The sequence below is a fragment of the Bradyrhizobium sp. SZCCHNS3052 genome (genome assembly GCF_032484495.1).
Lineage (GTDB): Bacteria > Pseudomonadota > Alphaproteobacteria > Rhizobiales > Xanthobacteraceae > Bradyrhizobium.
On the sequence record NZ_JAUETB010000007.1, the window covers coordinates 256,294 to 269,763 of the forward strand.

General features: G+C 62.9%; 16 protein-coding genes. 4 read left to right on the forward strand and 12 right to left on the reverse strand.

Annotated features, from left to right (window positions below; genetic code table 11):
• Positions 1-49 precede the first annotated feature (49 nt).
• From QX073_RS22495 to QX073_RS22520, 6 genes are all read right to left on the reverse strand, one after another.
• Positions 50-556: a protein tyrosine phosphatase gene (locus QX073_RS22495; protein ID WP_315754022.1), complete on the reverse strand. Its 507-nt coding sequence runs from the start codon at positions 554-556 to the stop codon at positions 50-52.
• Between the two features lie 101 nt (positions 557-657).
• Entirely contained in the window at positions 658-882 is a 225-nt protein-coding gene (locus tag QX073_RS22500) for a hypothetical protein (RefSeq protein WP_315717220.1), read from the reverse strand.
• On the reverse strand, positions 879-1,118 hold the full coding sequence (locus QX073_RS22505) for a hypothetical protein (RefSeq protein WP_315717219.1): 240 nt from the start codon (positions 1,116-1,118) through the stop codon (positions 879-881). The genes QX073_RS22500 and QX073_RS22505 overlap by 4 nt, the downstream gene beginning before the upstream one ends.
• 1 nt (position 1,119) lies before the next feature.
• Entirely contained in the window at positions 1,120-1,737 is a 618-nt protein-coding gene (locus QX073_RS22510) for an HD family hydrolase (protein WP_315717218.1), read from the reverse strand.
• Positions 1,734-2,363: a DNA-3-methyladenine glycosylase I gene (locus QX073_RS22515; RefSeq protein WP_316226378.1), complete on the reverse strand. Its 630-nt coding sequence runs from the start codon at positions 2,361-2,363 to the stop codon at positions 1,734-1,736. The genes QX073_RS22510 and QX073_RS22515 overlap by 4 nt, the downstream gene beginning before the upstream one ends.
• A gap of 9 nt (positions 2,364-2,372) precedes the next feature.
• On the reverse strand, positions 2,373-3,257 hold the full coding sequence (locus QX073_RS22520) for a folate-binding protein (RefSeq protein ID WP_316226379.1): 885 nt from the start codon (positions 3,255-3,257) through the stop codon (positions 2,373-2,375).
• A gap of 198 nt (positions 3,258-3,455) precedes the next feature.
• Between QX073_RS22520 and QX073_RS22525 the strand changes: the two genes are divergently transcribed.
• The gene (locus tag QX073_RS22525) at positions 3,456-4,790 is read left to right on the forward strand and encodes a dihydroorotase (RefSeq protein WP_316226395.1); all 1,335 of its coding nucleotides are present in this window, start codon (positions 3,456-3,458) and stop codon (positions 4,788-4,790) included.
• Positions 4,791-4,924: 134 nt separating this feature from the next.
• On the opposite strand, the gene QX073_RS22530 is transcribed toward QX073_RS22525, so the two are convergent.
• Positions 4,925-5,398 carry a protein phosphatase CheZ gene (locus tag QX073_RS22530; protein ID WP_316226380.1) on the reverse strand — a complete coding sequence of 158 codons (474 nt, stop codon included), beginning with the start codon at positions 5,396-5,398 and terminating at the stop codon, positions 4,925-4,927.
• Positions 5,399-5,888: 490 nt separating this feature from the next.
• On the opposite strand from QX073_RS22530, the gene QX073_RS22535 reads away from it, so the two are divergent.
• Positions 5,889-6,332, forward strand: a complete 444-nt coding sequence (locus QX073_RS22535) for a CBS domain-containing protein (RefSeq protein ID WP_316226381.1) — start codon at positions 5,889-5,891, stop codon at positions 6,330-6,332.
• Between the two features lie 1,804 nt (positions 6,333-8,136).
• The gene (locus tag QX073_RS22545) at positions 8,137-9,633 is read left to right on the forward strand and encodes a DUF1254 domain-containing protein (protein ID WP_316226383.1); all 1,497 of its coding nucleotides are present in this window, start codon (positions 8,137-8,139) and stop codon (positions 9,631-9,633) included.
• Positions 9,634-9,686: 53 nt separating this feature from the next.
• On the opposite strand, the gene QX073_RS22550 is transcribed toward QX073_RS22545, so the two are convergent.
• Positions 9,687-10,145, reverse strand: a complete 459-nt coding sequence (locus QX073_RS22550) for a DUF4279 domain-containing protein (protein ID WP_315717209.1) — start codon at positions 10,143-10,145, stop codon at positions 9,687-9,689.
• Positions 10,146-10,399: 254 nt separating this feature from the next.
• On the opposite strand from QX073_RS22550, the gene QX073_RS22555 reads away from it, so the two are divergent.
• Positions 10,400-10,699 (forward strand): hypothetical protein, encoded by a 300-nt coding sequence (locus QX073_RS22555; RefSeq protein WP_315828339.1) that lies wholly within the window; start codon positions 10,400-10,402, stop codon positions 10,697-10,699.
• 854 nt (positions 10,700-11,553) lie between these two features.
• Here the strand turns inward: QX073_RS22555 and QX073_RS22560 are convergent.
• From QX073_RS22560 to QX073_RS22575, 4 genes are all read right to left on the reverse strand, one after another.
• Positions 11,554-11,820: a hypothetical protein gene (locus tag QX073_RS22560; RefSeq protein WP_315717207.1), complete on the reverse strand. Its 267-nt coding sequence runs from the start codon at positions 11,818-11,820 to the stop codon at positions 11,554-11,556.
• A gap of 168 nt (positions 11,821-11,988) precedes the next feature.
• Positions 11,989-12,369: a TIGR02301 family protein gene (locus QX073_RS22565; RefSeq protein ID WP_410052382.1), complete on the reverse strand. Its 381-nt coding sequence runs from the start codon at positions 12,367-12,369 to the stop codon at positions 11,989-11,991.
• Positions 12,370-12,418: 49 nt separating this feature from the next.
• Positions 12,419-12,838 carry an NUDIX hydrolase gene (locus tag QX073_RS22570; protein ID WP_316226385.1) on the reverse strand — a complete coding sequence of 140 codons (420 nt, stop codon included), beginning with the start codon at positions 12,836-12,838 and terminating at the stop codon, positions 12,419-12,421.
• 65 nt (positions 12,839-12,903) lie between these two features.
• Entirely contained in the window at positions 12,904-13,425 is a 522-nt protein-coding gene (locus QX073_RS22575; protein WP_315828341.1) for a hypothetical protein, read from the reverse strand.
• Positions 13,426-13,470 lie beyond the last annotated feature (45 nt).

The following is a 13,470-nucleotide window of genomic DNA, read 5'->3' on the forward strand; positions in this document are numbered from 1 at the left end:
GGAACATAAGTTCAAAGCGCACCGGTACGCGGCTACGCAGCGCCGCAACTCAGTCCAGATCAATCCGGAATGGCGCGCTGTCGACCATCATGGCGCCGGGCCCGATCGCGTCCAGCGCGCGCACCATGCGCCCCTGGCGGCCCAGTGCCCTGTCGGCCAGGCTGACGATCAGCCGGTTCGGCGAGGCGATCGGCGAGGCCTGGCGGATCGCCCAGGCGATATCGAGCTCGTCGCGATTGGGGTTGAGCGCGCAGGCCGCGGCGAAGGCGCTCGCGGTGGAGCGGCTGATGCCGGCATAGCAGTGGATCACCAGTGGCGCCGCACGATCCCAGCCGCGCACGAACTGCAGCACCTGGGCGACGTGATCCTCGCTCGGCGCCATGAAGCCAGGAAGCTGCTCGGTGATGTCGTCGACCGAGACCCGCAGATGGTTCTCGGGGCGGATCGTCTCCGGTCGCCGCACCTGCTCGACATTGGCCATGATGGTCAGCACGTGGCTGGCGCCGGTCAGGCGCACGGTCTCGGGCAGGGCGGCGAGTGAGCAGACGTGGATCATGGCGAGCCTTTGAACGCCCGATTATACGAATGGGGGCACAAGGGCAAAAGCGCGTTTTGGATGTCAGCCGTCGGGCTGGCGCATGTGTGCGCCGACGGCCCTCAGCGCGTGTTCTTGAGCTGCCGCAACTCCTGGCGGACCAGATGGGCCTTGCCCTCGATCTCCGCGTTGAGCCGCTCGAGATGATCGAGCACCCGCTCACGGTTCTGGGGGGCGATCTCGACCGGTTTCTCGGACCAGGGACGGCGCACGAACAGGGCCACGATGGCGACGGCCAAGGCGGTCAGGAGCGGAAAGCTCAGGGCAACGAACTGGTGCGTGGTCATCGAAGACCTCCCAGGATCCACTGACCGAGCAAATGTATGAGCACTCCGGTGATAATGCAAACGACCCCCGACCCGTAGATCAGGCCCGCGGGGGTGCTGGGCGGCAGCACCCCATAGACGAACTGGGCAAGCGGCACGAACGTCCCGGCAGTGACGATGGCCGTCGCCAGCGTGTTGACCCAGTTGGCGGCCAGCTTCAGCCGTTCGTTGCGGCGCTCGTCCGGCGTCAGCGGCATCTCAGCACGCCCCCAGCACCGCGTTGAAGCGGGTCAGGAACTGCTTCTCGGCCTTGGCCGCGCTCCAGGGCGTCAGATAATCCGTCACGGTGGCGTCCGGCAGGCCGGGGTCGCGACCGAACAGCTTCTTCGCCTCGCTTTCCGAGAAGCCGGCCAGCCGGGTCGCCTCCAGAAAGGCGGCGCCGCGGTCGGCCGCCTTGATCTGGCGCTCGATCTCCGGAGCAATCTCCGCCGGCAGCCCGAAGCGGATGTGGATCGCCCCGAGCAGCCGCTTCTCGACTGATTTGTAGCCGTCGCCGAGCACCGCCTTGAACGGCGAGATCATGTCGCCGATGACGTATTCCGGTGCATCGTGCAGCAGCGCGGCGAGCCGCAGCTTCGCATCGATGTTCGGCTTGCGCGCGCGCATCACCGTCTCGACCAGCAGCGTGTGCTGCGCGACCGAGAAGATGTGCGCGCCGGTGGTCTGGCCATTCCAGCGCGCGACACGCGCGAGCCCATGGGCGATGTCGGCGATCTCGACATCGAGCGGCGAGGGATCGATGAGGTTGAGCCGCCGGCCGGACAGCATGCGCTGCCAGACGCGGTCGTGCCCGCTCGGGGCCTTGTCAGTCGTCATTTGGGAGGCTTGAGGCGCGGGGCGCGGCGCTTGCCGCTGCAGGTCTCGTGGCAGAAGCAGGTGACGAGATGGTCGTTGACCATGCCGGTCGCCTGCATGAAGGCATAGACGATCGTGGGACCGACGAACTTGAAGCCGCGCGAGGCCAGCTCTTTCGAGATCTTGATCGACAGCGGCGTCGAGGCCGGCACGCTCGCGGTGGTCTTGAACTGGTTGACCTTGGGCGCGCCGTCCATGAAGTCCCACAGCAGCTTGGAGAAGCCGGGACCCTTGTCCTGGATGTCGAGCCAGGATTTCGCGCTGAGAATCGTCCCTTCGATCTTGGCGCGGTTGCGCACGATGCCGGCATCGTTCATCAGCGCGTGGATCTTCTTGTCGCCGTAGCGCGCGATCTTCTCCGGCTGGAAATCATCGAAGGCGCGGCGGAAATTGTCACGCTTGCGCAGGATCGTGATCCACGACAGCCCGGCCTGGAAGCCGTCGAGGATCAGCTTCTCGAACAGCGCGCGGTCGTCGTATTCCGGCACGCCCCACTCGGTGTCGTGATAGGCGACATAGAGCGGATCGCTGCCCGGCCAGGGGCAGCGCGTCAGGCCATCGGGATGGACGACAGCAGCGCGACCCATGAGACCGGCTCAGGCGACCGTCTGTTTCGGCGCGCCCTGCAGCGCGTCGGGATCAGCGATGCGCAGAACGAGGCCGCCGGCGGTGAGCGGCGTTCCCGCCTCCAACGCCTCGGCGGCGCGGTCGATGCGCAGCAGCGCCATGCCCTTCTGCGCGGCGGCCGAGCCCATGGTGCCCACCGTCTTGTCGCCGGCCAGAATCGGCGTGCCCGGCTCGGGACTCGGCCCGTCGAGCAGCACCTTCGCCGCGCGCGTGCGCGTGGTGCCGCGATGATGCATGCGGCTCACGACCTCCTGGCCGACATAGCAGCCCTTGCCGACGTCGACGCCGTGCAGCCGGTCCATGTTGGTCTCGTGCGGGAAGGCGTCGCCATACATGAAGTCGAGCCCGCCGCGCGGCACGCTGCAGTCGATACGATGCGCCTCATAGGCGTCGGAATCGACGATCTCGGCGCTGAGCCGTGCGGCGATCTCCGCCAGCGCCTCCTGCGGCGCAATGACGCGCGCACCGAGGCGCTCATGACGCGGATCGGCGAAGCTCGGCTCCGGCGTGGCGCCGATGGCGCCATCCCAGACCGCGATCACGCCGAGCTCTCCGGAGCGATTGCTGACCGCGACCTTGGCCCTGAGCTTGTAGAGGTTGAGCTTGTCGGTGAGCGCCTGCGCCAGCGCGCGCGGACAGTCGAGCAGGAAGCGCTCGCCGGCATCCGTCGCCGGCACCTGCGCCACCAGGAAATCAACGATGATCTTGCCTTGCGGCGTCAGCAGCGCGCCGAACCGGGCCTCGCCGGGCGTGAGCTTGGTGACGTCGGTGGTGAAGAGACCGTTGAGGAACTTGCGTGCATCGTCGCCGCTGACCTGGACCACGCCCCGGTCGTCGAGAAACGTCGCCTTCATCCGAAAAACCTCTTGCGACAGGCCGCACTGAAACGTAAGCCGCCCTGGCATAAACCACAAGGCTGAAACGCCGCCGCGCGGTGGCTTCATTCTAAAGATCGAGACTCGCGTGCCGCCGGAGGCCGGCAAATGGGCAGGCGCGCAGCATGATCGATCTGTCTTGGGGTGATCAGGAGAATGAAATCCTATGAGGGCTTCATGTACCAGCGCTTCGACGTCATTCTGAAATCCGGCACCGTGGTCAATCAGGACGGCGAGGGCGTCCGCGACATCGGCGTGTCAGATGGACGCATCGTCGAGATCGGCGATCTCGGCGCCGCCTCGGCCGCCGAGATCATCGACTGCAAGGGCCTGCACGTGCTGCCCGGCGTGATCGACACCCAGGTGCATTTCCGCGAGCCTGGTCTCACTCACAAGGAAGACCTCGAAACCGGCTCGCGCAGCGCCGTGATGGGCGGCGTCACCGCCGTGTTCGAGATGCCCAACACCAATCCGCTGACGGTGACCGAGGAGGCGTTCACCGCCAAGGTCGCTGCCGGCCGCCATCGCATGCATTGCGATTTCGCCTTCTTCATCGGCGGCACCCGCGAGAATGTCGAGCAGCTCCCGGTGCTGGAGCGCGCCGAGGGCTGCGCCGGCGTCAAGGTGTTCGTCGGCTCGTCCACCGGCTCGCTGCTGGTCGAGGACGACGACAGCCTGCGCCGCATCTTCCAGGTGATCCGCCGCCGTGCCGCGTTCCACGCCGAGGACGAGTACCGCCTCAACGAGCGCAAGGACCTGCGCGTCGAGAACGATCCGCGCTCACACCCGGTGTGGCGCGACGAGGAGGCGGCGCTGCGCGCCACGCAACGTCTCGTGACCCTCGCGCACGAGACCGGCAAGCGCATCCACGTGCTGCACATCTCCACCAAGGAGGAGATCGTGTATCTGCGCGACCACAAGGACGTCGCCACCGTCGAGGCCACGCCGCATCATCTCACCTTGGCGGCGCCGGAGTGCTACGAGCGGCTCGGCACCTACGCGCAGATGAATCCGCCGGTGCGATCAGCCGATCATCGCGACGTGATCTGGTGGGGCGTCCACCAGGGCATCGTCGACATCTTAGGCTCCGACCACGCGCCGCACACCGCCGAGGAGAAGGCCAAGACCTATCCGGCCTCGCCCTCCGGCATGACTGGCGTGCAGACCTTGGTGCCGATCATGCTCGACCACGTCAATGCCGGCCGGCTGTCGCTGCAACGTTTCGTCGACCTCACCAGCGCCGGCCCCGCCCGTATCTACAACATCGCCCGCAAGGGCCGCATCGCCGCCGGCTACGACGCCGATCTCACGGTGGTCGATCTCAAGCGCAGCGAGACCATCACCCACGATTGGGTCGCCTCGAAAGCCGGCTGGACGCCCTATGATGGTCTGCGCGTCACCGGCTGGCCGGTCGGCACCTTCGTCCGCGGCCGGCGCGTGATGTGGCAGGGCGAGCTGCTGACGCCGGCGACCGGCGAGCCGGTGCGGTTCATGGAGACGCTGCGTCCGTAACGGCGCTGCGCGTTAGTTTGCTCCGTCATTGCGAGCGCAGCGACGCAATCCAGAGTCCTTAGCGCGGCCCTGGATTGCTTCGTCGCTCTGCTCCTCGCAATGACGCGGAGCGGACATCACGGCCTGGCCGTCGTTCACGTGAACAGCTTGTCGATGTCGTCCTGGGAAATCGCCACGCCCGGCCGTTTCGGACCCTCCAGCAAGTCCGGGACGCTCGAGGGCGCAGCAAGCTCGGCGGCCACCCGCGCCAGCTCCTCTTTTCCCCAGATGCGGACGAGCTTGTTGATGTGGTCCTCCATGAACTTCAGCGACTTGACCACCCGCGTGATCCGCTGCCCGGTGAGGTCCTGGAACGCGCAAGCCTCGAACACCTTGTTCGTGCTGTCGACGATCTCGTCGCAGACCGCTATGGTCTTCGGGTCCTTGACGCCCTGCAGCTTCCCGACGCTGGCGCTGATCGCCTCCATGCTTTCGAGGATCGCGTTCCCGGCTACTTCCGTATTTTCCACGATCGCGTCGAGGGTGTCGGTCATCGACGCAAAACTGCCCTTGCCGTCGCCTTGAAGAGCGGCGAGTTCGCGCCGCATGCTGCTGATCTGGCCGAACATCTCGACCAGGTACGTCTTCAGCAATCTCTCTTCTTCCGGCGCGATCGTCAGAAATCCCCGACTTCTCTTTAGCGTTTCCTTACCAACTCTTCACGCGGCAGTTGCACCCCCCGGCCTGCTCTTCTGTGAAGGCATTTCGGATTCGGTTCGGCCGTTGCCGGCTCGCAACGCGGCTCGAAGAGGTACCGTAGTCAGCCAGATGAAGAATAGCTGCCCATTTTTGCCCGCTTTCGTTAAGGGCGCATGTTCATTCCCGTCAAAGGCCCTCAAATGGTGAAGGGTTTCTGACGGGACCTCGCTGCCGCGGCTGCCGTGTGGCAGTTCCCGGTCCGCCGCTGCTTGACCCCCCCCGGGCTCTCTACCCGACCGCAATGGCGGTCCACAGTCAGGCGCACGGCCCCGGCGCGCCGCTGACGAAGCCGGATATTTCGACTATCCTGCCCAGCGGACCATCAAGGCGGGGCAGAACAGGGTCCAGGAGGGGACGTCGATGAGCACAGTCAGAAGCGCGCTGGCCCAGAAGAGTGCCGCCGTGATCCATGTTCATTCCGGCGACATGGTCGTCGAAGCCTTGCGGCAGATGCGCGACAATCGGGTGCGCTCGGTGCTGGTCATCGACGGCGGCGTGCTGGTCGGCATCATCACCCAGGGCGACTGCGCCATCAAGGTGCTGCTGCCCGGGCTCGATGCGAAGCAGACGCCGGTGAGCCAGGTGATGACGGCCAACCCGGTGACGGTCAAGCCGGACCACAAGCTGGACAGCTGCATGGCGATGATGTCGCAGCGCGGCTTTCGCCATCTGCCGGTGCTGGACGCGGGCAAGGTCGTAGGCGTGATCTCGATCGGCGACGTCGTCAAGAACATCATCCGGGATCTGGAGCACGACGTGGACGACCTGATGGGCTACATCATGAAGGACGGCCCCGGAGGCTGACGGACGAACGTGGTGCCGTCGCCCTCCGCCTATGTCTGCCTGTGACCCCTGGCGGACTTGCGCGTGGCTCGCCGAACGCTCTTCACGATCCGCTTGGACGGCGGATCTTGGTTCTCGGATTTCTGCCCGCAATTCTGTCTTACAGGCGCTGATTCCGGGCAGGCAGACCAGGCGCTATGTTGGCGCGAGAAATGGCTTTCCCTTCGACCGATGTGAAAACTCTCGGTCGATGTCGCCTTTCAATCGCATGCTACTATTTTCGATGCCATACAGTCGCCGTTCGGATACCACCTAATGCACTGGTAACATTTTTTCGTCGACCCTGGGCAACCAACTACGCCCCCGTTGTTGGTGTTGCACGATCCAGTCGGCGGACAAACTGACTCGGTGAGAATGCACCGTCCATTGTTGTCACGCTCAACACATTCAATATGGCAGGCCTTCTTTTTGGCCGCCATGACAGGCGAGGAGCCGAGACCCGCGGCGATCGAAAGAGCGGCGACCGAAAACACAATTCGCAGGATCAATCGCATACTACCCTCCTACACGTGTCTGGTTACTATAAAGAGATTGTCAAATTGCCTCTTTGATATGGCGCAACTTATGCGCGATCATCATCCTGCGCCTAATCATAACCTGCGATGAGGAGCAATGCGCACGGACGCCAGAAATTAAAGGCGCACGAGTATGTACAGTATCGGTATTTCCAACGTACCGGCACATGCTCCCCACAGGTTCATGAACGATTTGCCCTTCCAGGCGACCGCACGTCAGGTCCTGGCCCGGTCCGGACCTTCCGGTCCGCATCCGCGATGTCGGCTTCCCGGCCTCGACCGGACAGACATTCCTTCACACCCGCCGAGTTCAGGAAGCGTTCTGGCATCGCTAGTCTGTTTCCGTGCGCCGGGGCGACACTGCCTTAGCGAAGGCCGCCGCCAAAATTTGAATTGGTGGGCGTCCTGATTTGTTAACGACCGCTGCTATGACATCACTAAGGCTGGTTTCGAGGTGATCGCCATGAGCATTTTGGTGAAGACGTTTTGCTGGATCGTGGCCTTGTCCGCTTGGTGCGGAGCAATGTGGAGCAATTTTCGCGCCGGCCAGCAACTACGCGCAGCGGGCTATAGCGTTTGGACCTTCAGTGCGAGAGCCCGTTTCAATGCCTGGAAGGGAGCAAACATTGTGCTCTTCCTGAGTTGTTTCGCAATATTTGCTGCGGCAGTTTTGGTACTAATTTCGATACAATAGGCCAGCAGTCCCCTCCTCGAATGTCCTGTTGGCCCATCTCGGACCTTCCGATCGGCCCCGGCTGACGTTGGCTGCTGGGGCTCAACCGGAAGTAAGCGCCCGCAGCAGCTTAGGGCAGCTTTTGACCTCGGACATTGAGCTTTGACCTGTTGATCTGGGTCAACACGAAGATCGATTTTATTGGAATTAATTGTTTTAAACGAAGGAGGCGAAAATGAAGCTCTCATTCGCAATAGCGATTACGTTGCTGATAACTGGGTTCGTAGCCGCGAGCACCGAGAAAGCCAGCGCTGTGGTGTACTGCACATACGTTGGCTATCCAGCCAATTGCGTCGTACGGCCGGGCGTAGTGCTGAGGCCGCGACCCGTTGCACGACAAGCGGTGGTGGGGGTGGGCACTGTGAATCGCGGCGGTCCGGTCAATCGCGCTGGCAGACGTTGACCCGTCAATTTGCGAGATTTGTAGCCTCGCCCGAAAGCCCAAGATCGGATTTCCCAAGATCGGATTTCCGCAGAGCTGGTTGTAAACTCAACATCTTTCAAGGCGGGCCGCATCATGAAATTAGTGACATCAGTGATTTCTGCGCTGTCTTTCGTGGCGCTCTCGGCAATTCCGCTCAACGCTCAGCAATACAAAATGCAAACGCCGATACCGCCGGGCGTTGCAATCCCGGACAAGGTAGAGACCCGCCTTGGGACGCTGAACTTCTTCGACGGCTTTCCCGACGATGCGACCGTTGAAAGGCTCTACGACAATCTGGACTTTCAACACGCCGTCCAAGCTTACCTGTTGGCCTTAGCTCCAGTGAACCAATTGGCAAATCGAAAGGGAATGGCGGAGCTGGGTCCATTCAATCTGACGGTGCCGATCTTCGAGGATAGGATGGACTCGAAGTCGCTTTTTCTCACGCCGAACAACAACACGCCGTACACTTGGTTTTGGCTCGACCTGCGTGACGGGCCTCTGGTGCTCGAAGTGCCACCCAATGTGCTCGGCCTCATCAACGACATGTGGTATAATTTTGTCACTGATGTTGGACTCGTCGGTCCGGACAAGGGTCAGGGCGGCAAGTACCTGATCTTGCCGCCCGGCTACAACGGCGAGGTGCCGACCGGCTACTTTGTCGTGAAGCCGGCGACGTTCAGCGTCTGGGTTCCGTGGCGCTCGTTCTTGGTCAACGGCGATCCGAAGCCCGGCGTCGACGCGGTCGAAGAGCACACGAAAATCTATCACCTGAAAGATGCTGCGAATCCGCCGAAACTCAATTTCGTGCATGTTTCCGGCAAAGCATTTAGCACGCTGGCTCCGGGAGATTATCCCTTCTGGGAGTATCTGAATCAGGTTGTGCAGGAGGAGCCGACCGATACAGTCGACCCGGTCACACTCGGCCTCTACGCATCGGTCGGCATCCGCAAGGGTAAGCCCTTCGCGCCCGATACACGGATGAAAAAAATTCTGACCGAAGCCGCCTTGGTAGGTGACGCCACCGCGCGTGCAATCAATGGCCGGTTGCGGATCAAGGAGAGCTACTATTATCCCAACAGCGCATGGCGCACGGGTTTCTTCGGCGGCTACAAGTTCGAGGAAAACGGCGCGCGTATTCTCGATGCCTACTCGGCATTCTTCTTCTACGCGACCGGCGTGACACCGGCGATGGATTCCAAGTCGGTTGGCGAGGGATCGCAATATATGGCCGCGTTCGTAGATAGCCAAAACAAGCCGCTCGATGGCGGAAAGAACTACAAGCTGCACCTGCCACCAAATATCCCGGTCAAGCAATTTTGGTCGGTCATCCTCTACGACAATCAGACCCGCTCCATGCTGCAGACCGACCAGCGTTGGCCAGCCGCAACCAGCCAGAACCCGAAACTCTTGCCGAACGCGGACGGGTCAGTGGACATCTATTTCGGGCCCAAGGCGCCGGCTGGGAAGGAGAACAACTGGGTGCAGACCATCCCCGGCAAAGGATGGAACACGCTCCTGCGCCTCTACGGCCCGCTTCAGCCGTGGTTCGACAAAACTTGGCGTCCCGGCGAGATTGAGCCGATATAGCAAGAAGGAGGTCCGAGCTCGCCTCTTCATTTCCGCTTATGGCCCCGAAGCGGTCATTGCGGATGCCCCGGTAGCTCCTGCCGAATACCTGCGAAACATTCCAGCCCCAGGGACAAGTCGAGGTCCACAAGCCGCGCGAGGGTCCCGGTAGGTAATTCATCCGCGAGAAAACCATCCATGAATTGGATGACGATACTTGCCTTTCCGCCGGCTGATTTGACGTCACCAAAGAAGGTTTTGTGAGCCTGCAGCTTATCGATCAGCCTCGATACTTCAGACGCAAACCATTGATCTTCAATGACATGTTCCGTGCTATGTCGCCATCGCGTGTCAGCATAAGTCCCGGAAAGAGGCGTGCCCTTTGGTGTTCTTCGAAGAGCACCGACGCAGTGAGCGACGTCAGCCTCCATTCCAAGGGCTTTACTGATTTCTTCCGGAGTCAAAGTTGGATGCACAATGAATAGTCCCAGAAAGAATCGGTAGTTTGGGAGGTTGGATGATTGGTCGGCCACGGCAAGCTCCACGGGCAGTGCGGCCTGCATAGTCGTATGTAGCTGGAAGTGTCAATTTCCGCTTCGGCCCATAACGGATCTGGTCGCCGGCTTCGCGTGAAGGTCTGCTTCTGATGCTCAACCGGAAGCAGGGGCCCGGGAACAGCGCTCCGATTCGGCTGTATTTTGCTGTCTTCTTAGGGTTGAGGAAACCGGTTCGCGCTATTCGCCTGTGACCTTCAAGACGGTACGGTTGGCCCCAAGGATAATGTCCGGTGTACTTCATCGCGTTTATGATCGTGGTCGTCTTGACTGCCGTGGTGTCGCTTCGCCGATCCATGACTCTATCACGGAACGCTCGGGGGGCTGGCCCGGCCCAGCGGCTGGCAGCGCGGCGGCGGGCGCTTTGGCCTGTATTCTGCGCGGCAATTTTTGAGCTTGGGCTGATTGGACTTAGTCATGTTCAAGACAACCAGGAACTTGGTCCCTCCGCGACGATCCATCTCATGGCGCTTACGGCCGCTTTTATCGGCGGCTGGTTTCTTGGCGTCATTGGCGGACTAGATTGGGACTGAAGCGCCGCAAGAAACGCAAAGCAAAAAAGCCCGTCGGGCGAATCAGTCGCGCGATCTGGTCTGCAACGCCGTCGTTCGCGCTCGCCGCAACTACACGAAACGCCTGTGCCGAAACGGCAATTTTGCGCATTGTCTCAACGTGATCGCGCCCGCAGCATCTTCCGGGCGAAAGATTTAACTTTCGTTTTTCCAGAATACGTGTCTATCCTCCACCCATCCCGCCTCAACGAGAGGGGCGTACGCGCGGTCGTCACGAGACGCGAGGCGGGCAGGCGGTGGACGTGTCGGGTTGCAGCGTGGCTTTGGCTGCGCGGACGAACAATCCCGATGCGGACGTGAAGTCGCGTGGTCCTGGCCTCCCGATGCCGAGGTCAAGCCTGAGCGTGATGCGAGAGCATCGGCGCAGGCGATGGGGGCAATCAAGCCGGTCCCCAGGGAGAGCGCGAAAGAAGCGTTAAAACCATCGCGCAGGGAAGGCTGGGCTCATCCGGCTGCACCTGTGGTTCCTGCCCCGTGCACTTTTGTTCGCACGGGGGCCATGGGCGTCAGCCGACGCCCAGCCTTCCCTGCGCCCTCGATTGTCGCGAGGGCCGAACGTCGGTCATCGCTCGGACGCATCGCGCCGCGAGGACGATGAGGCGTGTCTCGATGCTGTTTGAGATGTGGAGACGGATCTCGGCCCCGATGGGCGCTCTCCGTTTTGGCTCCGTCATTGCGCTCGCAATGACGCGGAGTTTGTCGACGTAGTTGTCGTAGCCTGGACGAGCGCAGCGATATCCGGGTTCAACGAGGCTGCGGATGGGACCCCGGATGTCGCTGCGCGCATCCGGGCTACGCGCGAGGAGCGGGAGACCCTACTGCGTCGCGCGCGACAGCGAGAACTCGCCGTTGCGGACGCGCTCCGGCAGGCCCTCGACGAAGGTCGCCACCGCGTCCTCGCCATAGGTGGTGACGAGTTCGGCCAGCGCCGCGAACAGGCTGGCCTGCGCCAGGCAGTCGCCGTCGACGCCGTCATGGCGCGCTTCCGCCCAGGCTTCGTTGAGGTAGCTGAGCGCGGCCTGCTTCTGCTCGTGGTCGGGCAGGACGGCGGGGAGGGCGCTGAAGGTGACGGGAAAGCTCATTGAATTCAGTCTGGCGGGGCCGCGAGGCGCGTTGAATTCCGAACGCGGACGCGCCGGACCAGTGAGGTTTACCACGCAGGCGGCGGACGCCTAGGCCAGTTCTTTAGGAAAGGTTAACAAGGTTAACGCAAACGTGGATAACGCCCGCGCGCCGTCAACCATGGGCCATCAGTTGGCGTAGCGCGCCGTGAGGTCGCGCGAGATCTTCGAGCCCTCGTCGATGTAGCGGCGGATCGCCACCATCGCCGCCGGCGTGCAGGTCCGGTAGGTCTGCTGAAAGCCGTTATAGCCGCGGTTGAAGCCGGCGATCATCCGGGCGCGGCGTTCGCCCGACGGCGTCTCGGCATCGATCAGAGCCTGCATCTGGTTGCGCCATTTGGCGCCTTCATTGCTGCCGCAGATGCCGCGGAGGTAATGCAGGGTTCCGAGGATCTCGGCCAGCCGCTGCAGATCGCCATCGAACGGCGCGGCCGCATCCTGCGCGCGCGCGGGCACGATGGCGCAGGCGGAAACGAGCATGAGGGCGGCCAGGAGGCGCTTGGGGATCATGGGGAACACCGACGTCATATGCCTTTGCCGGACGGCGGACGCAAGGCGCCTACACCAGGGTCCGTGCGGCGGCGATGATCTCCGGCAGTCCGTCAGTCAGCGTGAGGCCCTCGAGCGCATCGGGGAGGCGCCACTGAAAGTCGTCCAGTTCCGGGTTGAGGCGGGGCTCTCCGGCCTGCCAGCGGGCCGCAAAGGGAAGGATCACATAGTGGCCGCCGCCGCCCTGGGCCGGCAGGACCTCGCGCCAGCCGGCCAGCCCGACAATTGCGATCGAGAGTGCGGCTTCCTCCATGACCTCGCGCGCGACGGCCTCGTGCAGGGTCTCGCCGAGCTCCACCCGGCCGCCGGGCAGCGTGTAGACGCCCTTGGCGGGGGAACGCGCCCGGCGCACCAGCAGGAGCTTGCCGTCGCGGAAGATGGCGGCGCTGACGGCGAGCTGGGGGTGGCGGGGCGGCGTCGGGGCGGTCATGCCAATGGCTCCAGGCGTGGTCTGCACCGTAGCGTGAAGACAACCGGGCCGGTAGCCCGTGCTGCTCAGAAGCTTGCCATGATGGCATCGACGGTGTCGACCTCGTCGACCGGGTCAGGGTCGACCTCGATGTCGCCATTGATGATGCCGCCGGCCTGCGTCACCAGCGGCTTGACCCACGCCGCAGCCTGCTCGGCGAGCTTGGCCTTGGTGGCGTCCTGCTTGGCTGCGCGCATCGCGCTGCCGACCGCGAGCAGGATGTCGGTCATGGTCTTCGTGAGATGATCGAACTTGTCGCGAATCGCCGGGTCGGCCTGCTCATAGGCCTCGATGACGAGATCGCGGGCCTTGAAATTGGTGTGCGTGAAATGTTCTGGATAGGTCAGCGGCGACCACGCCAGAAAATCCTCGGCGCATTCCGGAATATCGGGAATCATTTCGAGCAGCATCACGGCTTCGTTGAAATGATTCAGATAGTCGGTGGCGAGCCCGGTGCGCGGATTGATGTTGGCGGCGCGCAGCATCGCGGCCCGCGCCGGGTCAATGGCGCTGCCCGCCGGTCGTTGGGTCGTGCGATCGGTAGGCACGGAATGGGTCGCCGCTGCGGTCATCCGCTGCAGTGTTGGCAACCC

Bases quoted from the DNA above. Each gene is read 5' to 3' on its own strand.
- QX073_RS22495 (WP_315754022.1), bottom strand. From the start codon at position 556: ATGATCCACGTCTGCTCACTCGCCGCCCTGCCCGAGACCGTGCGCCTG.
- QX073_RS22500 (WP_315717220.1), bottom strand. From the start codon at position 882: ATGACCACGCACCAGTTCGTTGCCCTGAGCTTTCCGCTCCTGACCGCC.
- QX073_RS22505 (WP_315717219.1), bottom strand. From the start codon at position 1,118: ATGCCGCTGACGCCGGACGAGCGCCGCAACGAACGGCTGAAGCTGGCC.
- QX073_RS22510 (WP_315717218.1), bottom strand. From the start codon at position 1,737: ATGACGACTGACAAGGCCCCGAGCGGGCACGACCGCGTCTGGCAGCGC.
- QX073_RS22515 (WP_316226378.1), bottom strand. From the start codon at position 2,363: ATGGGTCGCGCTGCTGTCGTCCATCCCGATGGCCTGACGCGCTGCCCC.
- QX073_RS22520 (WP_316226379.1), bottom strand. From the start codon at position 3,257: ATGAAGGCGACGTTTCTCGACGACCGGGGCGTGGTCCAGGTCAGCGGC.
- QX073_RS22525 (WP_316226395.1), top strand. From the start codon at position 3,456: ATGTACCAGCGCTTCGACGTCATTCTGAAATCCGGCACCGTGGTCAAT.
- QX073_RS22530 (WP_316226380.1), bottom strand. From the start codon at position 5,398: ATGTTCGGCCAGATCAGCAGCATGCGGCGCGAACTCGCCGCTCTTCAA.
- QX073_RS22535 (WP_316226381.1), top strand. From the start codon at position 5,889: ATGAGCACAGTCAGAAGCGCGCTGGCCCAGAAGAGTGCCGCCGTGATC.
- QX073_RS22545 (WP_316226383.1), top strand. From the start codon at position 8,137: ATGAAATTAGTGACATCAGTGATTTCTGCGCTGTCTTTCGTGGCGCTC.
- QX073_RS22560 (WP_315717207.1), bottom strand. From the start codon at position 11,820: ATGAGCTTTCCCGTCACCTTCAGCGCCCTCCCCGCCGTCCTGCCCGAC.
- QX073_RS22565 (WP_410052382.1), bottom strand. From the start codon at position 12,369: ATGATCCCCAAGCGCCTCCTGGCCGCCCTCATGCTCGTTTCCGCCTGC.
- QX073_RS22570 (WP_316226385.1), bottom strand. From the start codon at position 12,838: ATGACCGCCCCGACGCCGCCCCGCCACCCCCAGCTCGCCGTCAGCGCC.